This is a genomic window from Amycolatopsis sp. EV170708-02-1, assembly GCF_022479115.1.
Taxonomy (GTDB): Bacteria; Actinomycetota; Actinomycetes; order Mycobacteriales; family Pseudonocardiaceae; genus Amycolatopsis.
Map to the genome: position 1 here is coordinate 971,705 of NZ_CP092497.1, position 20,962 is coordinate 992,666.

Sequence of the window (20,962 nt, forward strand, 5' to 3'; positions counted from 1 at the left end):
AAGATGATCTTCGGAAGCATACGGCGTGGCACCCGCGTCAGCGTCGACAACGAGCGGTGCGAGATCTTCGGCTTCTGCGAGATGGAGGCGCCGTCCACCTTCAAGATCGGACCGGACGGCAAGCTCCGCATCCGCCGGATGGTCGACCGGGACGGGCTGGACCAGGCCATCTCCGCCGCGCGGCTCTGCCCGAAACAAGCCATCAGAGTCAAGGGAGAAGGAGCGTACGACGATGAGTGACGGAGATCGGATCGTCATCGTCGGCGCGGGCGTCGCCGGTCTCCGCTCCGCGGAACGGTTGCGGGAGCTCGGTTTCGACGGCGAGATCGTGCTGGTCGGCGACGAGCCGCGCAAGCCGTACCACCGGCCGATGGTGTCGAAGGAGCTCATCACCGGCGGGGTGAAACCGGTGGCCGCGAGCCTGGAACCCTACGTGGATCTGGACGTCCACTGGCGGCTCGGCACCCGCGCGACCTGGCTCGACAGCAAGGAGCGCACGGTGCACCTGCCGGGCGGGGAATCCCTTTGGTACGACGGGTTGATCATCGCGACCGGCGTCTACCCCCGGCATCTCCCGGGCTCGCCGCGCCACGACCCCAGGGTCCGGGTGCTGCGCACCGTGGAGGATTCACTGGCCGTCCGGCGGGCTTTGGGCAACAGCACCAAATCCGTCGTGGTGATCGGCAGCGGCCTGATCGGGAACGAGTTCGCCGCGTCGATGCGGTACATGGGCCGGGACGTCACGCTCATCGGTCACGCGAAGGCGCCTTTGCACCGCTTCGGGGAACGGATCGCGTCGGCGCTCACCAAGGAGCATCAGCACCATCGCGCCAAGCTGGCGATGAACACCGAGGTGCGGAACTGGATCAGCACCAAGGAGACGGTCGGCCTGCACCTGACCAACAACCAGTTCCTGGTGGCCAGTTGCGTGGTGCTTTCGATCGGCAGCGTGCCGGCCGTGGATTGGCTGCGCGGCTCGGAGCTGACCATCGACGACGGCGTGCTGTGTGAAGCGACCTTGTTCGCCACCGGGGCGGAGGACGTCGTGGTCGCCGGTGACGTCGCGAAATGGCCGAACCTGCGGATCGACGAGACCCCGCGGCGGGTCGAGCATTGGATGAACGGCGTCGAATCCGGGCGCGCGGCGGCGGAAAGCCTGATGCTGGGCCGCGGCAACGCGCGGCCGTACACGCCGCTCCCCCGCGCCTGGTCGTCGCTCTACGACGCGCGGCTGCAGACGGTCGGGATGCCTTCGCTGGGCAAGGACACGATCGAACTTTCCGACGGCGTCACCGGTTTCGTCCGCGACGGCAGGCTGATCGGCGCGGCGGGCTGGGACCGGCCGAAGGCGATGATGCACTGGACGGCCGAACTCGACCGGCGGCTGCCGGTGCCCGAGCCGGTGTTCTCCGCGCCCGCCGAACCCTCGTTGCCGTCGACACCCATCGGCGAGGACATCCTCGCCCCCTTCGAGCGGGACTTCCTGTCCGAGACCCCGACCGAGGCCGTTCCTGCGCCGGAAAGGATGCCCTGGGCTCGCGTTCCCGCCGGGTGACCCGGGAGCGCGAACGGACCGGGGCCGCGCGCGGCGGCCGCGGTCCCCTCAGGTGGCGGTGGGCAGCTGGGCCTCCGCACCCACCGCCACCCCCTGGGGACGCCGGGAGGTACCGGGACCGACGGTGATTCGGGCTCCGTCGGGTACCGCCCTCCGGGTTCCCCGTATCCGGTCGGGGCCCTTCCAGGCCTGACTCACCTGGGAGGGCCCCGATCCACGGCTGCTGAAGGACGCTTTCGCCGCATGCGATGCGGTGAAGGGCGCTTTCACCGCATCGCATGCGGGGAAAGCGTCCTTCAGCTCACGGAGCCTTCACGACCACGGTGTCCTCCGGCCCGACCACCCGCCCGTCCGAGGCCCGGACCTCCAGCCCTCGCAACGCAAGGCCGCCATCGCGGTCCACCAGTTCCGACCGCGGCTCCCCCTCGGCGAAGAAGTGCGCCTCGCCCCATTGCCGCAGCGCGACGATCACCGGGAACAGGTCTCGCCCCTTCGGCGTCAGGACGTACTCGCTGTACGCGCTCCCGTCCGAAGCCGGGACCACGTCGAGCACCCCGTGCCCGACGAGCGCCCGCAGCCGCGCGGACAGGATGTTCTTCGCGACGCCCAGGCTCCGCTGGAACTCCCCGAAGCGGCGGACGCCGTCGAAGGCGTCGCGCACGATCAGGAGCGACCACCAGTCGCCGATCGTGTCGACCGAGCGCGCCACCGGGCATGAGGCTTCGTCGAACGTCGTCCGCTTCACCATGGTTGCATCTTACAACCGCAGTGCCCTACCGTCAGGTGGTAGCAAGTTGAAACCATCTGGAGGGTCTGTGCATCGCGGTGTCGTCCTGTTGTTCGCCGTGGCCGCCGGGACGGCCGTCGCCACGATCTACTTCGCCCAGCCCCTGCTCGTCACCATGGGCGCCGATCTCGGCATCGCCGCCTCGACCGTGGGCGGCATCGTCACGCTCACCCAGTTCGGCTACGGCCTCGGCCTGTTCCTCCTGGTCCCGCTCGGTGACCTGCTCGACCGGCGGCGGCTCGTCGTCGGCCTGCTGGCGCTGCTGGCGGTCGCCGAACTGGTCGCCGCGACCGCCGCGAACGGGCTGGTGCTGTTCGCCGGGATGGCGGCGATCGGCGTGCTCGCGGTGGTCACACAGCTCCTGGTCGCGTTCGCCGCGTCGCTGGCCGCGCCCGCCGAACGCGGACGCGTGGTCGGTCTCGTGACGACCGGTGTCGTCCTCGGGATCCTGCTCGCGCGCACGGTGTCCGGTACGCTCGCCGACCTCGCCGGCTGGCGCGCGGTGTACGTCGTGTCCGCGGGGGTGACCGCGGTGATCGCGATCGTGCTCTACCGCGTCCTTCCTGCCTCACCAGGCGGAAAGACCATGGGCTACGGGCGGTTGCTGCGGTCCACGCTGTCCCTTTTCGCCGAGGAGCCCGTCTTCCGGACACGCGGAACACTGGCGCTGCTGATCTTCGCCGCGTTCGGCACATTGTGGAGCTCGGTCGCCCTGCCGCTGAGCGAAGACGGCCTGTCACACACCGCGATCGGCGCGTTCGGGCTGGCCGGGGCCGCGGGCGCGCTGGCGGCCGCACCCGCGGGACGGCTCGCCGATCGCGGCCGCGCGCGGTGGACGACCGGGATCGCGCTCGGCCTGCTGCTGCTTTCCTGGGTGCCGCTGGGTTTCACCCGCGTGTCACTGTGGGCGCTGGTGGCTGGCGCGATCCTGCTCGATCTCGCCGTCCAGGCCGTGCACGTCACGAGCCAGACCCTGATCTACCCGCTCCGGCCGGACGCCGGAAGCAGGCTGATCGGCGGGTACATGATCTTCTACTCCGCCGGCAGCGGCCTGGGCGCGATCGGCTCGACCGCCGTGTACGCCGTCGCCGGCTGGACGGGCGTCTGCCTGCTCGGCGCGCTGTTCAGCGCGTCGGCACTCGCCGTGTGGGGTGTCAAAGCCGCTCGATGATCGTGACGTTCGCCGTGCCGCCGCCCTCGCACATCGTCTGCAACCCGTAGCGGCCGCCCCGCCGTTCGAGTTCGTGCAGCAGGGTCGCGAACAGTTTCGTCCCGGTCGCCCCGATGGGATGGCCGAGCGCGATCCCGCCGCCGTTGACGTTGACGCGGTCCGGATCGGCGCCCGTCTCCTCGATCCACGCCAGGACGACACTCGCGAACGCCTCGTTGACCTCGAACAGGTCGATGTCGTCGATGCTCAGCCCCGTCTTCCGCAGCGCGTGCGCGGTCGCCGGGATGGGCCCGGTCAGCATCCACACCGGATCGGCCGCCCGCACGGAAAGGTGATGGATCCTGGCGCGCGGGGTGAGGCCGTGTTCCTCGACGAACTTCTCCGACGCGATGAGCGCCGCGCTGGCGCCGTCCGAGATCTGGCTGGCCACGGCGGCGGTGATACGCGAACCCTCGCTCAGCGGCTTGAGCCCGGCCATCCGTTCCATGCTGGTGTCGCGCCTGGGCCCCTCGTCCAGGGCGGCACCGGCGAACGGCGTGATCTCGGCGGCGAAGCGCCCTTCGTCGATGGCCGCGATCGCTCGCTGATGGCTGCGGAACGCGAACTCCTCCATCGCCTCGCGGGTCAGATCCCAGTGTTCGGCGATCATGTCGGCACTGCGGAACTGCGAGACCTCGACGCTGCCGTACCGCTCCTGCCAGCCTTTCGAGCCGGAGAACGGGTCTTCGAAGCCGTACTCGCGCCCGGCCAGCATCGCCGCGCTGATCGGGATGGCGCTCATGTTCTGCACGCCACCGGCGAGGACGAGGTCCATCGTCCCGGACAGCACCGCCTGCGCGGCGAAGTGCACGGCCTGCTGGCTCGAACCGCACTGCCGGTCGATCGTCACACCCGGCACGTGGTGCCCGAACCCCGCGGCGAGCCACGCCGTGCGCGCGATGTTCCCGGACTGTGGCCCGAGTGTGTCGCAGCAGCCGAGGATGACGTCGTCCACCAGATCGGCGTCGACCCCCGTCCGCTCGACGACGGCTTGGATCACGTGGGCGCCGAGGTCCGCGGAATGGACACCACTGAGGGCTCCCCCGCGTTTGCCGACCGGGGTCCGGACCGCGTCGAGAACATACGCTTCAGCCACGCCGCCTCCTTTTCGTCGTCGCGATGCCGTCCAGCAGGATCCCGAGGTACTGCTGCGCGACGTCGTCCGCGCTCAGCGTGCCGCCGGGGTTGTACCAGCGCACCGCCACCCAGACGGTGTCGCGGATGAACCGGTAGGTGAGTTCGACGTCGAGATCCTCGCGGAACACGCCCGCCGCGATGCCGTCGGTGAGGATCCCGTTCCACAGTTTGCGGAATTCGGTGTTGCGGTCGTTGAGGTAGTCGAACCGCGGCAACTGCATGAGATGCTTCGCCTCGGATTGGTAGATCGCCACCTCGGCGGGCCGCCGGTGAATGGATTCGAACGACGCCACGACGACGGCTTCGAGCGTTTCCCTCGGCCCTTTCCCTTTCGCGACGATCTCGGCGTAGGCGCCGAAGAGTTCGTCGAGGAATCCGGTGAGGATCTCGTCGGCCATCGACTCCTTCGAGTCGAAATGGTGGTAGAGACTGCCGGAAAGGATGCCCGCCGCGTCCGCGATGTCCCGCACCGTGGTGGAGACGTAACCGCGCTCGGCGAACAGCTTCGCCGCCAGGGCGAGCAGTTCGGCGCGGCGGGACCCTGGGCTGGCTTTCATCGCTACCTCACGCATGCTGGGAACTCACGGACACGACCTCGCCGGTGAGGTACGACGAGTACTCACTGGCGAGGAACACCATCACATTCGCCACTTCCCAGGGTTCCGCCGCCCTCCCCGAGACCTCGCGCGCGGTGAGCTCGGTGAGCAGCTCCTCGCTGGTCACCTTGGCCAGGAACGGATGCATCGCCAGGCTCGGCGCGACCGCGTTGACCCGGATGCCGTGTTCGGCGACATCGACGGCCGAGCAGCGCGTGAGCGCCATGACGCCCGCCTTCGCGGCCGCGTAATGGGCCTGCCCGGCCTGCGCCCGCCAGCCGATCACCGACGCGTTGTTGACGATCACCCCGCCGTCGCCTTGGGCGATGAACCGGTTCACCGCGGCCCGCGTCGCGCGGAACGTGCCGTTGAGGGTCACGTCGATGACCCGCGCCCACTCGTCGTCCGCCATGTCCACAATGGACTTCGTGCCGCCGAGCCCGGCGTTGTTGATGAGCACGTCGACCCGGCCGTAGTGCGCGGCCGCACCGTCGATGAGCGCCTGTACCTGCTCTTCTTGCGTGACGTCGCAAGGGATCGCGTGGACGTCACCGAGTTCGGCCGCCTTCTCGCCGAGGCGCCGCTCGTGCCAGTCGCTGATCACGACGCGCGCGCCCTCCTCCAGCGCGCGTTTCGCCACCGCCGAACCGATCCCGGTGCCGGCCGCCGCCGTCACCACGACCACCTTGTCCCGCAGGAGGTTCGCCCCCTCGGGGTACTTCGGCACCGGGATCACGGGCGTACCTCCCTTGGCAGGCCGAGCACCCGCTCGGCGATGACGTTGCGCTGGATTTCGTTGGAGCCGCCGTAGATCGTGTCGGCGCGGGTGAAGAGGAAGAGCCGCTGCCAGGCGTCGAGCCCGTCTTCAGCGATCATCCCCCGCGCTCCGCGGACGAGCATCGCGAGCTCCCCGAGGTCACGATGCCAGTTCGCCCAGACCAGTTTGGACACTTCGGCGACACCCGGCGAAGAGTCGCCAAGGGTGCGGATCGCCTGTGCCCGCATGACCTCCAGGCCCACCCACGCGCGATCGATCCGTTCGGCGATCACCGGATCGCCGGGAGCGATCCTGGTGAGTTCTTCGAGTTCCCGGCGGAAGCCGACCTGCTGCCCGAGCGTCGCGACGCCGCGCTCGAAGGCGAGGGTGCCCATCGCCACGCGCCAGCCGTCGCCGGGTTCGCCGACGACGAGATCCTTCGCCGTGCGGGCGCCGTCGAAGAAGACTTCGTTGAACTCGGAGGTCCCGGTGAGCTGCTGGATCGGCCGGACCACGACGCCGGGCTGGTTCATCGGGACGAGCAAATAGGACAGTCCTTTGTGGCGTTTCGAGCCGGGCTCGGTGCGGGCGAGGACGAAACACCAGTCGGCGACGTGCGCGAGCGACGTCCACACCTTCTGGCCGTTCAGCACCCACTCGCCGCCTTCGAGTGTCGCGGTGGTGGACACGGCGGCGAGATCGGACCCCGCGCCGGGCTCGGAATACCCTTGGCACCACAGTTCTTCGACACCCACGATCGGCGGAAGGAACCGCTTCTGTTGTTCAGGCGTACCGAAAGTGATCAGGGTGGGGCCGAGGAGCTCTTGCGCCAGGTGACTCACCCTCGCCGGCGCGTTCGCTCGCGCGTACTCCTCGTGGAAGACGACCTGCTGTTCGAGCGTCGCGCCCTGGCCGCCGTGCTCGACCGGCCAGCCGACGCAGGTCCAGCCCGCCGCCGCGAGCCGCCGCTCCCACTCCACGCGTTCGTCGAAGGCCTCGTGCTCCCGCCCAGGACCGCCCAAGCCGCGCAGTTCCGGCGGCAGGTTGTCCGCCAGCCAGGTGCGCACACGGTCACGGAAACCGTCCTGAGCCACGCCTGCCTCCTCTAGCCAAACCAGAGCCTGCTGCGTAGGCTACCCTACCAAGCACTTGCTAGGGAGACTTCGATGACTGAAGGAACCATCCCGGCGGCGCTCGACAGGGCCGCGGAGCGCTTCGCCGGGCGGGAAGCGCTGGTCGACGGCGAGGTCCGGCTCACCTATGCCGAACTCGCCCGCCGGGTGCGGCAGGCCGCGCGGTTCTTCGAGGGCCACGAACGGGTCGCGATCTGTTCCCCCAACACCTGGCATTGGGTCGTCGCCGGGCTCGGCGCGCTGTACGCCGGCGCGACACTGATCCCGGTCAACACCCGCTTCACCGCGCGCGAGACCGTCGATGTCCTTCACCGCGCGAAGGTTTCCGCGCTGGCGATCACCGGCACGTTCCTCGGCACGGACCGGCTGGCGGACCTCGGCTCCGCGCGCCCGGGCACCGTGGTGCGCATCCCCGTCGAAGGCGCCGAAGACCCCGTCGACGGCGTCACGGAATGGGACACGCTCTCCGGTCTCGACAGTGACTTCGCCAGTCCCGCGCGGCCGGGCGACGTCAGCGACATCCTGTTCACTTCCGGGACCACCGGCCGCAGCAAGGGCGCGATGAGCAGTCACCGGCAGGCCTTGAGCGTCGCCGAAGCCTGGGCCGAGTGCGGCGGTTTGACCGAAGAAGACCGGTATCTCGTGATCAACCCGTTCTTCCACAGCTTCGGGTACAAGGCGGGGATCCTCGCCGCCGTGCTGCGCGGCGCGACCCTGCTGCCCCAGCGCACCTTCGACGTCCGGGAGACCCTGCGGCTCATCGAAACCGAGCGGATCACCGTGCTGCCCGGCGCGCCCACGATCTACCAAGTGTTGCTCGAGGCGCCCGAACGCGGGAACCACGACCTGTCCAGCCTCCGGCTCGCCGTCACCGGCGCCGCCACCGTGCCGGTCACGCTCGTCGAGAGGATGCGGACGGACCTGGGCATCGACACGGTGCTCACCGCGTACGGCCTCACCGAAGCCGTGGTGGCCACGATGTCGCGCCCCGAGGACGACGTCGAACTCGTGGCGAACTTCTCCGGCCGCGCCACGGCCGGCTTCGAGGTGAAACTCGGCGAGCACGACGAAGTCCTGCTGCGCGGCCCGAACGTGATGCTCGGCTATCTCGACGATCCGGACGCCACCGCGAAAGCCGTCGACGCCGACGGCTGGCTGCACACCGGCGATGTCGGCGTGCTGAACGAACGCGGGTATCTGAAGATCGTCGACCGGATCAAGGACATGTACGTCTGCGGCGGCTTCAACGTCTACCCGGCCGAGGTCGAGCAGGTGCTGAGCCGTCTGGCCGGGGTCGCCGAAGCGGCCGTCGTCGGTGTTCCGGACGAACGACTCGGCGAGGTCGGCAAGGCCTTCATCCGGCTGACCCCTGGGGCTTCACTGTCCACAGAGGACGTATTGACTCATTGCGAAGGCCAGTTGGCCAACTACAAGACCCCTCGATTTGTCGACTTCGTGGCGGAGCTTCCGCGGAATCTGTCGGGGAAGGTACTGAAACGCGTGTTGCGGGAGGAGAACGGATGACCGTCGAGTACGAGCGGCGCGGGCCGGTGGCCGTCGTCACGATGAACCGGCCGGAGTACCGGAACGCGCAGAACTCGGCGATGACCTACGCGCTCGACGCCGCGTTCACCCGCGCCGTCGACGATCCCGAGGTCAAGGTGATCGTGCTGGCCGGGGCGGGCAAGCATTTCTCCGCCGGGCACGACATCGGGACACCGGAACGGGACGTGGACGTCTCGTTCGAGCGCAAGGCGGTGCTGTGGTGGGACCACGTCGGCGCCGAGGGCGGTGATCAGCGGTTCGCCCGCGAGTCCGAGGTCTACCTCGGCATGTGCCGCCGATGGCGCGAGATCCCGAAGCCGACCATCGCGAGCGTGCAGGGCGCGTGCATCGCGGGCGCGCTGATGCTGGCGTGGGTCTGCGACATGATCGTCGCCTCCGACGACGCGTTCTTCGCCGATCCCGTGGTGCGGATGGGAATCCCCGGTGTCGAGTACTTCGCGCATCCCTGGGTGCTCGGTCCGCGCGCGGCCAAGGAGGTGCTGTTCACCGGTGAGCGCTTCACGGCGCAGCAGGCCAAGGAGTGGGGCATGCTGAACCGCGTCGTCCCCCGCGCCGACCTCGAAACCGAGACGATGGCGCTGGCGGAGAAGATCGCGGTGATGCCGCGAATGGGGCTCGCGCTCGCCAAGAAGGCCGTCAACCAGGCCGAGGATCTGATGGGTCTCCGGTCCGGAATGGACTCGGTGTTCGGGCTGCACCACTTCGCGCACGCGCACAACGCCGAGGTTTCCGGCGGTGACTCGCTGGGCGGGCAGGACGCGCGCTCGATGCGGGACGCGAGTTCATGATGAACCTCGACCTGGACGAGCGCACGCTCGCCTTCCGCGACGAAGCCCGCGCCTGGCTCGCCGCGAACATCCCCGCCGAGCCGCTGAAGTCGTTCGACACCGCCGAGGGATTCGCTCAGCACCGCGAGTGGGAGGCCCGGCTGGCCGACGCCCGCTGGTCGGTCGTCTCGTGGCCGCGCGAGTTCGGCGGGCGGGACGCGAGCCTTTTGGAGTGGGTGCTGTTCGAGGAGGAGTACTACGCGGCGGGAGCGCCGTCGCGGGTCAACCAGAACGGCATCTTCATGCTCGCGCCCACACTGTTCTCCCATGGCACGGAAGAACAGCAGCGCCGCGTCCTGCCGAAGATGGCGCGCTCGGAGGAGGTCTGGGCGCAAGCATGGTCGGAACCCGAGGCGGGCAGCGACATCGCCGCCCTCCGGAGCACCGCGACCCGCTGCGACGGCGGCTGGCGGGTCAGCGGGCAGAAGACGTGGAGCTCGCGGGCGGCGTTCGCCGATCGCGCGTTCGGCCTGTTCCGCAGCGATCCGGAGTCGGTGCGGCACAAGGGACTCACCTATCTGATGGTGGATCTGCGGGCCGAAGGCGTCACCGTGCGGCCGATCCCCCAGCTGGACGGCGAACCGGGGTTCGCCGAGATCTTCTTCGACGACGTCTTCGTCCCCGACGAGGACGTGATCGGCGCGCCGGGCGAGGGCTGGCGGGTCGCGATGACCACGGCGAACAACGAACGCGGTCTGTCGCTGCGCAGCCCCGGCCGGTTCCTCGCCGCGGCGGACAGGCTGGTCTCGCTCTGGCGCGACGCCGGGCGCCCCGCGCACACCGCGGACCGGGTCGCCGACGCGTGGATCGGCGCGCGGGCCTACCAGCTGTACACCCTGGGCACGGTCACCCGCCTCTCGGGCGGTGCCGAGCTCGGCCCGGAATCCAGTGTCAACAAGCTGTTCTGGTCACATCTCGACGTCGCCCTCCACGAGACCGCGCTCGACGTCCTCGGCCCGGACGCCGAACTGCGGGGCCGCTGGAGCGACGGCTGGCTGTTCTCCCTGGCGGGACCGATCTACGGCGGGACCGACCAGATCCAGCGGTCCATCGTCGCCGAACGGTTGCTCGGCCTGCCGAAGGGGCTCGATGAGGTTCGCACTCTCCGGCGAGCAGGAGCAGTTCTCCCGCAGCCTGAACGATCTCCTGTCCGGTGTGGACACCGATTCGGCCAACCGTGCCTGGGCGGCGGGTGATCCCGGCCCCGGGCTCAAGATCTGGCGCCGCCTGGCGGAGCTCGGCGTCACCGCGCTGGCGGTCCCCGAGAAGTACGACGGGGTCGGCGCCACCCCGGTGGATCTGGCCGTCGGCTTCGAACGGCTCGGCTACCACTGCGCTCCAGGGCCGTGGACCGACACCGTGGCCGTCCTGCCGTCCTTGCTGGACGACGAGCTGCTGACGTCGGTCGCTTCCGGTGAGACGCTGGCGTCGGTCGCGTACGCGCCACACGTGCCGTACGCCTTGGATTCCGACGTTGCGGACGCGCGGTTGTCGGTCGAGAACGGCAGGCTCCGCGCGTTCACCCCCGGCGCGCTTTTGTCCTCTGTGGACGGTTCGCGACGGCTTTTCCCACCGGTGGCCGGGGACGACCTCGGCACGGCACTCGACGCGGACCGAGCGTTCGAACTGGGCTGTCTCGCCACCGCCGCACAACTCCTCGGCGCGGGACGGTGGCTGCTCGACACGTCGGTCGCCTACGCCGCGCAGCGCAAGCAGTACGGCCGAGAGATCGGCGGATACCAGGCGGTCAAACACCTGCTCGCCGACGTGGCGACCGCGCTCACGCTGGCCGAACCGTTGCTGTTCGGCGCGGCCGTCACCCTGGACCGGCGCGACGTCTCCGCGGCCAAGGTGGCGTGTGGCGACGCCGCGCATCTCGCCGCCCGGACGGGGCTGCAGGTGCACGGCGCGATCGGCTACACCGCGGAACACGCGCTCGGCCTGCGCCTGACCAGGGTCCGCGCGCTGGTCGGCGCCTGGGGCACGCCGCGGTTCCATCGGGAGCGGGTGCTGTCATGACGTTCACCGCCGAGCAGGACGCGCTGCGGGACAGCGTCCGGAAACTGCTGGACCGGGAAGCGGATCCCTGGCCGGAACTGTGCGAACAGATCGGCGTCGCGGCGCTGGCCGTGCCCGAGCGCTTCGGCGGGCTCGGCGCCGGGACGGCGGAGCTGCAGGTGGTCGCCGAGGAACTGGGCAGGGTTCTCGCCGACGTGCCGTTCCTCGGCTCGGCCGTGCTCGCCGTGCACGCCGTCCTGGCCACGGGAAACGACGAGGCTTGCGAACGGCTGCTCCCCCGCCTCGCCGAAGGCACCGTCGGCGCGGTGGCCTGGACCGGCGCCGATGGCCGTTGGGACACGTCTGCCTGCCGGGTCGTCGGCTCCGCGCTGGAGGGCGAGGCGCACTACGTCCTCCACGGTGACGAGGCCGAGATCCTCCTGGTCGTGGCCGGCGGCTCGCTGTACGAGGTCTCCGATGCCCGGCGTGTGCGGACTCCGGCGATGGACGAAACCCGGCGGCTGGCCCGCGTGAGCTTCGAGCGCGCTCCTGCCCGGCTGCTCGGCCCCGTCGACCTCGGCGCCTTGCGGGACGTCGCGTGCGCCGTCCTGGCCGCCGAACAGGCCGGGGCCGCGGCGCGGGCGTTCGAGCTGACCGTGGAGTACAGCAAGCAGCGGCACCAGTTCGGCAGGCCGATCGGCGGCTTCCAGGCGCTGAAGCACCGGATGGCGGATCTCCACGTGCTGGTGGAGACCGCGCGCTCGGCGGCCTACGCGGCTCCGGAGTCGAGCCGGCTGGCGGCGGTGGCGAAGGTGCATTGTTCGGAGGCGCTGGCGACGGTGGCGGGCGAGATGATCCAGCTGCACGGCGGGATCGCGATCACCTGGGAGCATCCGGCGCACCGCTATTTCAAACGGGCGCACGGCGCGGCGCAGTTGTTCGGCTCGCCCGGGGAACACCTGGCGCGGGTGCGGCCACCGATGTCGTGAGTGGTAAGGATGGTTCTAACCGTCTTTACCACTCACGAGGCCCAAGGAACCGGGTGATGGCGCGAACACGGTCGCCGTCGAGCGTGAGGACCATCAACCCGGCCGGTGTCCCACCGTGACGACAGGCGAACGCGGGCTGGTTGTTCGCCCGCGCCGGCGTCATGGTGAAACCCTCCACGGGAACGGCCATCGTGACGCGGAGGAAACCGGCGATCGCTTCGAGACCGTGGTACTCGTGCGGTGCCGGCGGCATGGCGAGCCAAGCGTCGTCGGTGAGCAGCCCGAGGACGCCATCGAGGTCGCCCGCGGTGAAGGCGTCGGCGAATCGCCTGGTCAGCTCGCGTTCTTGAGGTGACGGCCGGTGCCCGGCGCGCTCGCGATGCTTGTCGAGGGAGGCACGGGCGCGCTGAAGGATGCCTTTGACCGCCGTCTCGGTGGTGCCGAGCATGCCCGCGACCTCACCGGCGGGGAAACAGAGGACGTCCCGCAGGACGAGCACGGCGGCCTGCCTCGGCGGGAGGAGCTGGAGTCCGGTGATGAAGGCGAGCTCGACCGCCTCCCTGGCGGTGTAGCGCGCTTCGGGGCCGGGTTCGCGGTCGGCGACGCGTTCGAGGAACTCGTCCGGATACGGCTGCAACCAGGTCACTTCACCACGGCGGCTCGGCTCCGGCGGGTCGAACGGCGGCACCGGCTCGGGCGGGCGACGGCGGCCCGCGTCCCTCAGGGCGTTGAGGCAGCGGTTGGTGGCGATGCGGTACAGCCAGGTGCGAAGCGATGAGCGCCCCTCGAAGCCGTCGAGGCCGCGCCATGCGGCCAGGAGCGTCTCCTGGACGGCGTCCTCGGCGTCGGTGAGAGAGCCGAGGATCCGGTAACAGTGCAGGTGGAGCTCGTGCCGATACGTCTCGGCGAGCTCGCGAAACGACTGCTCGTCCGTTGCCGTGGTGCTCACAGACCGTTCCTTTCGCGGCGGGGCTGGTGTCTGACTGGGTGAAGACCGACGAAAGGAACCATCATGACCAGTCCAGCCTTGGATGTCGCGCTCTCCTACCACCACGCGTGGACGGGCAAGGACTTCGAGAAGGCGATGACCTACGTCGCCGACGACATCGTCTGCCACACACCCGGCGGACCGCTCTCCGGTGCGGGAGCGTTTCGCGGGTTCATGGGCCCGTTCACCGAGATCCTGACCGGTTCGACCCTGCTTTCGGCGTTCGGGGACGAGACGACGGCGTTGCTGATGTACGACACGGCGACCCTGCCGGTGGCGAGCGCGCCGGGGGCCGAGCTGCTGACGGTGCGGGAAGGGAAGATCGTGGAGTTGCGCATCGTGTTCGATCGGGCTCCTTTCGACGCGGCACGGGAAGCGGCCACGAAACCCGCACAAGAATCACTCATCGACCAATGATTCCGTAAAGCCGAGAAATCGCCCATGCACCGACACCATCCACAAAGGACAGTCCGGTTGCGGTGAAGGGCAACGAAATCAGCAGTCCCTTCAGGTCTTGACAACGAGTGGTCATCCGATCATGGTGGATGAGGACCTGCGGGAGCCATCGCGACAATCGATCACCACGGCAATGGGGAATTCCTCTCCTGCGCAATTCCCACTCGGCCGAGCCCAAGCCGAGAAACGGAGTCACGCCCGGAGGGAGGTTCGATCATGAAGCACCTGTACTGATGGATCGTGATCCGTTGTACCCCGTGTTCCCGGGTCCGCCCGGGAACACGGGAACACCACACCGGAAATCGGAGCCGCCGTGCCGACCACGCTGACGTGGGATCCGCTCGACCCCGCCTTCCTCGCCGACCCGTATCCGATCTATCGAGAACTCCGTGAGCGGCATCCGGTCCATTGGCATCGAACGCTCGAATCGTGGGTGGTATCGAGATATTCGCACTGCCTTGCGGTGCTGGAGAACACCGATGCCTTCGGGGCGGACCCACGAAAGATCGGCGAGGACCTGCCCGAGCCGGGCGGCAGCATCCAGACCCTCGATCCACCGGAACAGACTGTCGTCCGGCGGATGATCGTGCACGCGATGCGCTCCCTCGACCTCGACGAGATCGTACGGACCGCCTGGCGACGAGCCGATGAGCTCGTCCGGGCGGCCGAGGGCCGGGAAATCGACTTCGTCGAAGCGGTGTCCCTGCCGATCACGACGGAGCTCACGATGACCGCGGTCGGCGCGCCGGACAGCGCGGCCCACGACTTCGGCGAGGTGTCCGCCGTGATCATCCGCGGGATGATGAGCGGGCTCCTCCCCGACGGACGGGAAGCCGAACTGGCGGCGGCACGCAGGCAGCTCAGCACGATGCTCGAGCAGTGGTGGCACGGGCCCGCGGGCGGCGTACTGGCCGCACTGCGAGAGAACCCGCTGGCCGGGAAGGCCGATCTGCGGGTGCTGATGAACTCGGTGCGGGTTCTGCTGCTGGCGGGGATCAATTCGACCCAGCGGTTCGTGTCACTCGCCCTGTACGCGCTGCTGGCCAGACCCGGCGGGCTGAGGTCGATCGCCGGGACCACCGATCTCAAGCGACTGTTGCACGAGCTCATCCGCTTCGACGGCAGCGCGCAGGTGGCCAGCCGCTACTGCGTCAAGTCCACCGTGCTCGGCGAGCAGAGGATCGAGGCCGGCGAGACCGTCATCTTGCTGCTGGGTGCGGCGAACCGGGACGAGAGGCGCTTCGGTGACGCCGCGGACCTCGTACCGGATCGGGCGGCCAACCCGCATCTCGGCTTCGGCCACGGCACCCACGCCTGTGTCGGGATCTCCCTCGCGCTCGCGGTCGGCGACGGCGTCCTGCGCGCGCTGGCCGCCCACTATCCGGACATGTGCCTCGCTCCGGGCGCGATCCGGGATCCCAATCCCGCCCTGCGCGGCTTTCAGCGACTGCCGATCGCCCCGGGCGGCAGAAGGGAGCGCGGGTGACCGACCAGGACGCGACCGAGATCAACCGCGCCTGGTGGGACCACCTGGCCGGTCTGCACGGTGACGACGACTATTACGACGTCCCCGGGTTCCTCGACGGCGGGTCCAGTCTCGACGAACGCGAGTGGGCCGAGGTCACCGCGGCCGTCGGGCAGGTGTCCGGCATGACCCTGCTGCACCTGCAATGCCATATCGGACTCGACACGCTGTCCTTCGCCAGGAAGGGCGCCGTCGTGACCGGAATCGACTATTCGACGACCGCGATCAGGCGGGCACGCGAGCTGGCGGCGGCGGCCGGCCTTCCCGCGACCTTCCGGCTCGCCGACGTCCAAGACCTGCCGACGGATCTGCATGGCCGGTTCGACCTGGTGTTCGCGTCGTACGGGATCTTCTACTGGATCGAGAAGCCGCTTTCGTGGATGCGGTCGGCGGCCGCGGCGTTGCGCCCCGGCGGCGGGCTCGTGATCGTGGAGACCCATCCGCTGTTGCAGATGTTCCGCTCCGGCGACCCGGCCGTCGCCGTCTTCCCCTACGGTGGCGGACAACCCCAGCGCCGGCCGGTCGGCAGCACCTATGCCGGGGTCAGCCTGCCGCCCGCGCGGAGTATGACCGTCGGGTTCGCCCACGGGATCGGGGAAATGGTCACGGCGGCGGCCGAGTCCGGTTTCCGGATCGACACGGTCACCGAGTACCTGGATCGCGCGACACCGGAACTCGGAGCACCGGAGACGCTCACGCGAGGCTCGGACGGCAGGTACCGGCTCGTGGTCGGCGGGCAGGCTTTGCCCGTGGCGTACGGCATCCGTGCGACCAAACCCGGGACCGGCCACGCTGATCGCGAACACCCACCGGCACCAGGGTAGGGCCAGCCCCCGCATCAACCCACCGGCGCACCGCATTCACCCCGCCCCGGTCCCGAGCCAGACTCACAACGGTGACCGCAAACCTCCGCACAGGCAGCGATTTCGCCCGCCTGTCCCGCCGCGTCAGCGAAGCGGGCCTCCTCGACCGCCGTCCCGGCTACTACGTCTTCCGCATCGGCCTGGTCGCCACCCTCTTCGTCTCCGGCTGGATCGCCTTCTTCGCCATCGGGGATTCCTGGTGGCAGCTGGGGATCGCTGTCTTCCAGGCGGTGATGTTCGGCCAGATCGCCCTGCTGTCGCACGATCTCGCGCACCGCCAGGTGTTCCGCACCCGCCGCCCGAGCGAGATCGCCGGCCGGATCGCGGGCAATCTCGGTGTCGGCATGAGTTACGGCTGGTGGATGGACAAGCACACCCGCCACCACGCGAACCCGAACCACGAGGACCTCGACCCCGACGTCGATCCGGACATCCTCGTCTGGTCGAAGGACCAGGCGCGGGCCAGCAAGGGACTCCCCCGTTTCATCGGCCGGTACCAGGCGTTCCTGTTCTTCCCGCTGCTCACCCTCGAAGGCCTGAACCTGCACTTCTCCGGGATCCGCGCGGTCGCGAAGCCGGGCCTCCGGCGGCGCGGGCTCGAAGCGGCCTTGCTCCTGGCGCATTTCGCGCTCTACTTCAGCGCGCTGCTCGTGGTCCTGTCCCCCGGTAAGGCGCTCGTCTTCTTCATCGTCCACAAAGCACTGTGGGGTGTCTACATGGGATCGATCTTCGCGCCGAACCACAAGGGGATGCCGATCCTGTCCGGCGACACCGAGCTCGACTTCCTCCGCAAGCAGGTGCTCACGTCACGCAACGTCCGCGGCGGCCGGGTGGTCGACGTCGCGCTCGGCGGGCTCAACTACCAGATCGAGCACCATCTGTTCCCGAGCATGCCGTCTCCGCATCTGCGCCGTGCGCGGCCCATCGTCCAGCGGTACTGCGACGAGATCGGCGTGCCGTATCACGAGACCGGGCTCATCGAGTCGTACTCGCTCGCGTTGCGCAGTCTGCACGAAGCCGGCGAGCCGATCAGAGCCAGTCGTCGGGACGCGGCCAGGGCATGAGCGCGGCCAGCGCGTCCGTCACCGGCTCGGTCACCGTGTACCGCCCGCGGTGGAACAGCAGCGGCCGATCGTCCGACGGTTCCCCGAGCGCGGTGACCCGGCCGACGACGACATAGTGGTCCCCCGCCTCGTGCACGGCTTCGAGCGTGCAGTCGATCCACGTCAAGGCCCCGGTCAGCAAAGGGGATCCGGACGGGGCGGGGGTCCAGTCGACCGACGCGAACTTGTCCGCGCCCCGCGCGCCGAACACCGCGCTGACCTCTTGCTGGTCTTCGGCGAGCACGTTGACGGCGAACCGGCCGGACTCGGCGAGCACCGCCCAGGTCCGGGAGGTCTTGGCAGGACAGAAAAGCACCAGCGGCGGATCCAGCGAAAGCGCCGCGAACGACTGGCACGCGAAACCCACCGGTGCCGTGCCGTCGTGCCCGGTCACCACCGCGACACCGGTGCAGAAATGCCCGAGCACCGTGCGGAACCGTGCCGGATCGATATCCGCGCCGAGGTCCGTCACCGGGGTCACGACTGCCCCGGCGGACGGGCGCCGACTGAAAAGTCGTGTCCCCACAAGGAAACCGCCGTACTCTCTCGGGCGATCCAGCTCTCGTCGTCCACTTGACGCCCCTCGCAGCCGTATTCGACGTCGAAGCCGCCGGGGGTCTTCATGTAGAACGAGAGCATCAGATCGTTGACGTGCCGCCCGAGGGTCGCCGACATCGGCACCTTCCGGCGGATGGCCCGGTCGAGGCAGAGGCCGACATCGTCGGTGTTCTCCACCTCGACCATGAGGTGCACGATGCCGCTCGGTGTCGGCATCGGCAGGAACGCGAGACTGTGGTGCCGCGGGTTGCAACCGAAGAACCGCAGCCAAGCCGGTGCGCCGTCCGCGGGCCTGCCGACCATCTGCGGCGGCAGTTTCATCGAATCCCGAAGCCGGAACCCGAGCACGTCACGATAGAAGCGCAAGGAGGCCTCGTCGTCGTGCGTGGACAGCACGACGTGCCCGAGTCCTTGCTCACCGGTCACGAATTTGTGCCCGTACGGGCTCACCACGCGCCGGTGCTGCAGCGCGACACCGTGGAACACTTCGAGCGTGTTGCCGGAAGGGTCCTCAAAGGACACGAGGCCGTCGACCCGGCGATCGGCCAGCTGATCCGGCGTGCCCTCCTTGTACGGCACCGAGTGCGCGTCGAGTGACGCGCGGATCTCGTCGAGTTCGCCGGCGTTGGCGACCTCCCAGCCCGCGACGGCGAGCCGGTCGCGCTCGCCGGGGAAGATCACGAGCCGCGCCGGGAAATCGTCCATGCGCAGGTAGAGCGCTTCCGGATTCGTGCCGGAACCCTCGACCATGCCGAGGACCTTCAGCCCGTATTCGCGCCACGCGGCCATGTCCGTGGCTTCGATGCGGAGGTAGGCGAGCGAGCGGATACCCATCAGGAGGCTCCCAGGAAGTCGAGTGCCAGCCGGTTGAATTCGTCGAACTTCTCCAGCTGCGCCCAGTGCCCGCAGCCGCCGAACACGTGCAGCTGGGCACGCGGGATCGTCTTGAGCGCGAGCAACGCGCCGTCGAGCGGGTTCACCCGGTCTTCCCGGCCCCAGATCAGGAGCACGCGCTGGCGCAGGCGATGCGCCTCACGCCACAACATGCCCTCTTCGTAGGTGTCGGGCTGGGCGAACGACTTGCCCATCGCCTTCATCGCGGCCAGCGACTCCGGCGCGCTCGCGGCGGCGAACCGCTCGTCGATCAGCTCGTCGGTGATCAGCGACTGGTCGTGCACCATGATCCGGAGGAAGGCTTCGAGCTTCTCGCGGCTCGGCCCCGGCGGAGCACTGAACCTGCCGAGGTTCTTGATGCCTTCCGTGGGATCGGGCGCGAACAGGTTCACGCTCAGGCCGCCCGGCCCCATCAGGACGAGACGCCCGGCGCGCTTCGGATGGTTGAGCGCGAGCCGCACGGACGCCCCGCCGCCGAGCGAATTCCCGACGAAATGCGCCCGCTCGATGCCGAGTTCGTCCATGAGCCCGACGACGGCGTCCGCGCTGTGCCGGAAGTACTGCGGATGCTCGGTCGGTTTGTCCGAGCGGCCGAACCCGGGCTGATCGATGGCCAGCGTCCGGTAGTTCTTGCCGAACACCGGCAGGTTGCGGCCGAAGTTGCTCCACGCCGACGCGCCGGGCCCGCCGCCGTGCAGCAGGATCACCGTCTCTTGGTGTTCCGTGCCCGCCTCGTGGTAGTGCAGCTTCAGTCCGCCCTCTTGTTCACCGGTGCGGACGGTGACGTACTTGCCTTCGGTCATCAGACCATCGCATTCTCGACGGGCAGCCCGAAGGCGCCGGTTCCGAACATGACGTAGGCGCGCTCGGCGTCGTTCGCCGCGTGCACCCGGCCCGCGTGCGCGTCGCGCCAGAACCGCTGGATCGGCGTTCCGGCCTGCAGCGCGCGGCCGCCGGAGTTCTCGAAAAGCCGGTCGATGGCGAAGATCGCGCGTTCCGTGCCGCGGACCTGATCACGGCGGACCCGCAGCCGCGTCGGGAACGGGAGCTTCTCCCCCTGGCACGCCAGCTGGTACAGCTCGTCGATGTTGTGCGTCAGCTGGAGCCAGGCCGCGTCGATCTCGCTGGCCGCCTCCGCGATCCGCACCTTGGCGAACGGGTCCTCTTTGGACTGTTCACCGGCGTACGCCGCGCGGACCCGCTTGCCCTGGTACTCGACGTGCGCGTCGTACGCGCCCTGCGCCATCCCGATGATCGGCGCGGTGATCGTGCTCGGATGCACCGAACCGTAAGGGAGTTTGTACAGCGGACCGGGGTTGATCTCCTGCCCGGGAGTCTTGCACTTCGAGGTCGCGATGAAGCTCAGCGCACGGTGCTTCGGCACGAAGACGTCGTTCACGATGATGTCGTTGGACCCGGTGCCGCGCAGGCCCACGGTGTCCCAGACGTCTTCGATCGTGTAGTCGGAGATCGGCACCAGGTAGGTGCAGAAGTCGACGGGTTTGCCGCCGGAGAACGTCGGCCCGCCCAGCAGCACCCAGGTCGCATGGTCGCAGCCGGAGGAGAAACTCCAGCGCCCGCTCAGCCGGTAGCCGCCGTCGACGACGTCCGCCTTGCCCATCGGCGCGTACGACGACGAGATGCGGACATCGGTGTCGTCACCCCAGACGTCCTGCTGCGCCTGCGCCTCGAACAGACCGAGGTGCCACGGGTGGACGCCGAGGATGGAGGCGACCCAGCCGGTGGACCCGCACGCGCTCGCGACGAGTTTGACCGCGGTGTAGAAGCTCACCGGGTCGGCTTCGATGCCGCCGAACGTCTTCGGCTGCAACATCTTGAAGAACCCGGTCTCCTGCAGGGATTTGACGGACTCCTCGGGAACGCGCCTGGCGTCCTCCGCCTCCTGCGCCCGTTCCCGCAGGACCGGCAGCAGCTCCCGGATCCCCGCGATCACGTCCTGCGCGGCGTGCTCGCTCATATGCGTTCCCTCTCTCGCCATACTCCGTGAACCGGATCCAAG

The 20,962-nt window shown here is 69.1% G+C and carries 21 protein-coding genes and 1 pseudogene; 12 read left to right on the forward strand and 10 right to left on the reverse strand.

The window, feature by feature from the left end:
* Positions 1-3 precede the first annotated feature (3 nt).
* Together MJQ72_RS04265 and MJQ72_RS04270 are read left to right on the forward strand one after the other, a co-directional pair.
* Positions 4-240, forward strand: a complete 237-nt coding sequence (locus tag MJQ72_RS04265) for a ferredoxin (RefSeq protein ID WP_007033644.1) — start codon at positions 4-6, stop codon at positions 238-240.
* Complete coding sequence (locus MJQ72_RS04270; protein ID WP_240597837.1) at positions 233-1,555, forward strand: NAD(P)/FAD-dependent oxidoreductase; 1,323 nt, start codon at positions 233-235, stop codon at positions 1,553-1,555. The genes MJQ72_RS04265 and MJQ72_RS04270 overlap by 8 nt, the downstream gene beginning before the upstream one ends.
* 301 nt (positions 1,556-1,856) lie before the next feature.
* Here the strand turns inward: MJQ72_RS04270 and MJQ72_RS04275 are convergent, their stop codons facing one another.
* The gene (locus tag MJQ72_RS04275; RefSeq protein ID WP_240597839.1) at positions 1,857-2,303 is read right to left on the reverse strand and encodes a helix-turn-helix domain-containing protein; all 447 of its coding nucleotides are present in this window, start codon (positions 2,301-2,303) and stop codon (positions 1,857-1,859) included.
* Between the two features lie 67 nt (positions 2,304-2,370).
* Between MJQ72_RS04275 and MJQ72_RS04280 the strand changes: the two genes are divergently transcribed.
* Entirely contained in the window at positions 2,371-3,513 is a 1,143-nt protein-coding gene (locus MJQ72_RS04280; protein ID WP_240597845.1) for an MFS transporter, read from the forward strand.
* Here MJQ72_RS04280 and MJQ72_RS04285 read toward each other — a convergent pair.
* From MJQ72_RS04285 to MJQ72_RS04300, 4 genes are read right to left on the reverse strand one after another with little or no spacing between them, the layout of a single operon-like run.
* The gene (locus MJQ72_RS04285; protein WP_240597846.1) at positions 3,497-4,648 is read right to left on the reverse strand and encodes an acetyl-CoA C-acetyltransferase; all 1,152 of its coding nucleotides are present in this window, start codon (positions 4,646-4,648) and stop codon (positions 3,497-3,499) included. The genes MJQ72_RS04280 and MJQ72_RS04285 overlap by 17 nt on opposite strands.
* The gene (locus tag MJQ72_RS04290; RefSeq protein ID WP_315860830.1) at positions 4,641-5,246 is read right to left on the reverse strand and encodes a TetR/AcrR family transcriptional regulator; all 606 of its coding nucleotides are present in this window, start codon (positions 5,244-5,246) and stop codon (positions 4,641-4,643) included. Before MJQ72_RS04290 ends, MJQ72_RS04285 begins: the two co-directional genes overlap by 8 nt.
* 7 nt (positions 5,247-5,253) lie before the next feature.
* Positions 5,254-6,021: an SDR family oxidoreductase gene (locus tag MJQ72_RS04295; protein ID WP_240597849.1), complete on the reverse strand. Its 768-nt coding sequence runs from the start codon at positions 6,019-6,021 to the stop codon at positions 5,254-5,256.
* Complete coding sequence (locus MJQ72_RS04300; RefSeq protein ID WP_240597851.1) at positions 6,018-7,136, reverse strand: acyl-CoA dehydrogenase family protein; 1,119 nt, start codon at positions 7,134-7,136, stop codon at positions 6,018-6,020. Before MJQ72_RS04300 ends, MJQ72_RS04295 begins: the two co-directional genes overlap by 4 nt.
* Before the next feature lie 72 nt (positions 7,137-7,208).
* Between MJQ72_RS04300 and MJQ72_RS04305 the strand changes: the two genes are divergently transcribed.
* From MJQ72_RS04305 to MJQ72_RS04325, 5 genes and pseudogenes are all read left to right on the forward strand, one after another.
* Positions 7,209-8,699, forward strand: a complete 1,491-nt coding sequence (locus tag MJQ72_RS04305; RefSeq protein WP_240597852.1) for a FadD3 family acyl-CoA ligase — start codon at positions 7,209-7,211, stop codon at positions 8,697-8,699.
* Complete coding sequence (locus MJQ72_RS04310) at positions 8,696-9,529, forward strand: enoyl-CoA hydratase (RefSeq protein ID WP_034317229.1); 834 nt, start codon at positions 8,696-8,698, stop codon at positions 9,527-9,529. Before MJQ72_RS04305 ends, MJQ72_RS04310 begins: the two co-directional genes overlap by 4 nt.
* Positions 9,529-10,653: pseudogene (locus tag MJQ72_RS04315) on the forward strand (acyl-CoA dehydrogenase family protein); the annotation flags it as partial. The gene MJQ72_RS04310 and the pseudogene MJQ72_RS04315, both read left to right, overlap by 1 nt.
* Positions 10,654-10,657: 4 nt before the next feature.
* A complete protein-coding gene (locus MJQ72_RS04320; RefSeq protein WP_240597854.1) occupies positions 10,658-11,587 on the forward strand; it encodes an acyl-CoA dehydrogenase family protein in 930 nt (309 codons plus the stop codon).
* The gene (locus MJQ72_RS04325) at positions 11,584-12,555 is read left to right on the forward strand and encodes an acyl-CoA dehydrogenase family protein (RefSeq protein ID WP_240597856.1); all 972 of its coding nucleotides are present in this window, start codon (positions 11,584-11,586) and stop codon (positions 12,553-12,555) included. The genes MJQ72_RS04320 and MJQ72_RS04325 overlap by 4 nt, the downstream gene beginning before the upstream one ends.
* A gap of 25 nt (positions 12,556-12,580) precedes the next feature.
* On the opposite strand, the gene MJQ72_RS04330 is transcribed toward MJQ72_RS04325, so the two are convergent.
* Positions 12,581-13,672, reverse strand: a complete 1,092-nt coding sequence (locus MJQ72_RS04330; RefSeq protein ID WP_396426927.1) for an RNA polymerase subunit sigma-70 — start codon at positions 13,670-13,672, stop codon at positions 12,581-12,583.
* Here MJQ72_RS04330 and MJQ72_RS04335 point away from each other — a divergent pair.
* The 4 genes from MJQ72_RS04335 to MJQ72_RS04350 all read left to right on the forward strand — a co-directional run bounded on the left by MJQ72_RS04335 (position 13,568) and on the right by MJQ72_RS04350 (position 17,451).
* Positions 13,568-13,960, forward strand: coding sequence for a nuclear transport factor 2 family protein (locus MJQ72_RS04335; protein ID WP_240597858.1), 393 nt, complete (start codon positions 13,568-13,570; stop codon positions 13,958-13,960). The two genes, MJQ72_RS04330 and MJQ72_RS04335, sit on opposite strands and share 105 nt — an antisense overlap.
* 352 nt (positions 13,961-14,312) lie before the next feature.
* Positions 14,313-15,485: a cytochrome P450 gene (locus tag MJQ72_RS04340; RefSeq protein WP_240597860.1), complete on the forward strand. Its 1,173-nt coding sequence runs from the start codon at positions 14,313-14,315 to the stop codon at positions 15,483-15,485.
* A complete protein-coding gene (locus tag MJQ72_RS04345; protein ID WP_240597861.1) occupies positions 15,482-16,348 on the forward strand; it encodes a bifunctional 2-polyprenyl-6-hydroxyphenol methylase/3-demethylubiquinol 3-O-methyltransferase UbiG in 867 nt (288 codons plus the stop codon). Before MJQ72_RS04340 ends, MJQ72_RS04345 begins: the two co-directional genes overlap by 4 nt.
* A 71-nt stretch (positions 16,349-16,419) precedes the next feature.
* Positions 16,420-17,451, forward strand: coding sequence for an acyl-CoA desaturase (locus MJQ72_RS04350; RefSeq protein WP_240597863.1), 1,032 nt, complete (start codon positions 16,420-16,422; stop codon positions 17,449-17,451).
* Here the strand turns inward: MJQ72_RS04350 and hsaB are convergent.
* From hsaB to hsaA, 4 genes are read right to left on the reverse strand one after another with little or no spacing between them, the layout of a single operon-like run.
* A complete protein-coding gene (hsaB, locus tag MJQ72_RS04355) occupies positions 17,417-17,971 on the reverse strand; it encodes a 3-hydroxy-9,10-secoandrosta-1,3,5(10)-triene-9,17-dione monooxygenase reductase subunit (protein WP_240597864.1) in 555 nt (184 codons plus the stop codon). The genes MJQ72_RS04350 and hsaB overlap by 35 nt on opposite strands.
* A complete protein-coding gene (hsaC, locus tag MJQ72_RS04360) occupies positions 17,968-18,882 on the reverse strand; it encodes an iron-dependent extradiol dioxygenase HsaC (RefSeq protein WP_240597865.1) in 915 nt (304 codons plus the stop codon). The genes hsaB and hsaC overlap by 4 nt, the downstream gene beginning before the upstream one ends.
* Positions 18,882-19,745: a 4,5:9,10-diseco-3-hydroxy-5,9,17-trioxoandrosta-1(10),2-diene-4-oate hydrolase gene (hsaD, locus tag MJQ72_RS04365; protein WP_240597866.1), complete on the reverse strand. Its 864-nt coding sequence runs from the start codon at positions 19,743-19,745 to the stop codon at positions 18,882-18,884. The genes hsaC and hsaD overlap by 1 nt, the downstream gene beginning before the upstream one ends.
* Positions 19,745-20,920: a 3-hydroxy-9,10-secoandrosta-1,3,5(10)-triene-9,17-dione monooxygenase oxygenase subunit gene (gene hsaA / locus MJQ72_RS04370; RefSeq protein WP_240597868.1), complete on the reverse strand. Its 1,176-nt coding sequence runs from the start codon at positions 20,918-20,920 to the stop codon at positions 19,745-19,747. Before hsaA ends, hsaD begins: the two co-directional genes overlap by 1 nt.
* Positions 20,921-20,962 lie beyond the last annotated feature (42 nt).

Excerpts from the sequence above, each read along its gene's own strand:
- MJQ72_RS04305 (WP_240597852.1), top strand. The coding sequence starts at position 7,209 with ATGACTGAAGGAACCATCCCGGCGGCGCTCGACAGGGCCGCGGAGCGC.
- MJQ72_RS04310 (WP_034317229.1), top strand. The coding sequence starts at position 8,696 with ATGACCGTCGAGTACGAGCGGCGCGGGCCGGTGGCCGTCGTCACGATG.
- hsaA (WP_240597868.1), bottom strand. The coding sequence starts at position 20,920 with ATGAGCGAGCACGCCGCGCAGGACGTGATCGCGGGGATCCGGGAGCTG.
- MJQ72_RS04265 (WP_007033644.1), top strand. The coding sequence starts at position 4 with ATGATCTTCGGAAGCATACGGCGTGGCACCCGCGTCAGCGTCGACAAC.
- MJQ72_RS04270 (WP_240597837.1), top strand. The coding sequence starts at position 233 with ATGAGTGACGGAGATCGGATCGTCATCGTCGGCGCGGGCGTCGCCGGT.
- hsaC (WP_240597865.1), bottom strand. The coding sequence starts at position 18,882 with ATGGGTATCCGCTCGCTCGCCTACCTCCGCATCGAAGCCACGGACATG.
- MJQ72_RS04290 (WP_315860830.1), bottom strand. The coding sequence starts at position 5,246 with ATGAAAGCCAGCCCAGGGTCCCGCCGCGCCGAACTGCTCGCCCTGGCG.
- hsaD (WP_240597866.1), bottom strand. The coding sequence starts at position 19,745 with ATGACCGAAGGCAAGTACGTCACCGTCCGCACCGGTGAACAAGAGGGC.
- MJQ72_RS04320 (WP_240597854.1), top strand. The coding sequence starts at position 10,658 with ATGAGGTTCGCACTCTCCGGCGAGCAGGAGCAGTTCTCCCGCAGCCTG.
- MJQ72_RS04275 (WP_240597839.1), bottom strand. The coding sequence starts at position 2,303 with ATGGTGAAGCGGACGACGTTCGACGAAGCCTCATGCCCGGTGGCGCGC.
- MJQ72_RS04325 (WP_240597856.1), top strand. The coding sequence starts at position 11,584 with ATGACGTTCACCGCCGAGCAGGACGCGCTGCGGGACAGCGTCCGGAAA.
- MJQ72_RS04335 (WP_240597858.1), top strand. The coding sequence starts at position 13,568 with ATGACCAGTCCAGCCTTGGATGTCGCGCTCTCCTACCACCACGCGTGG.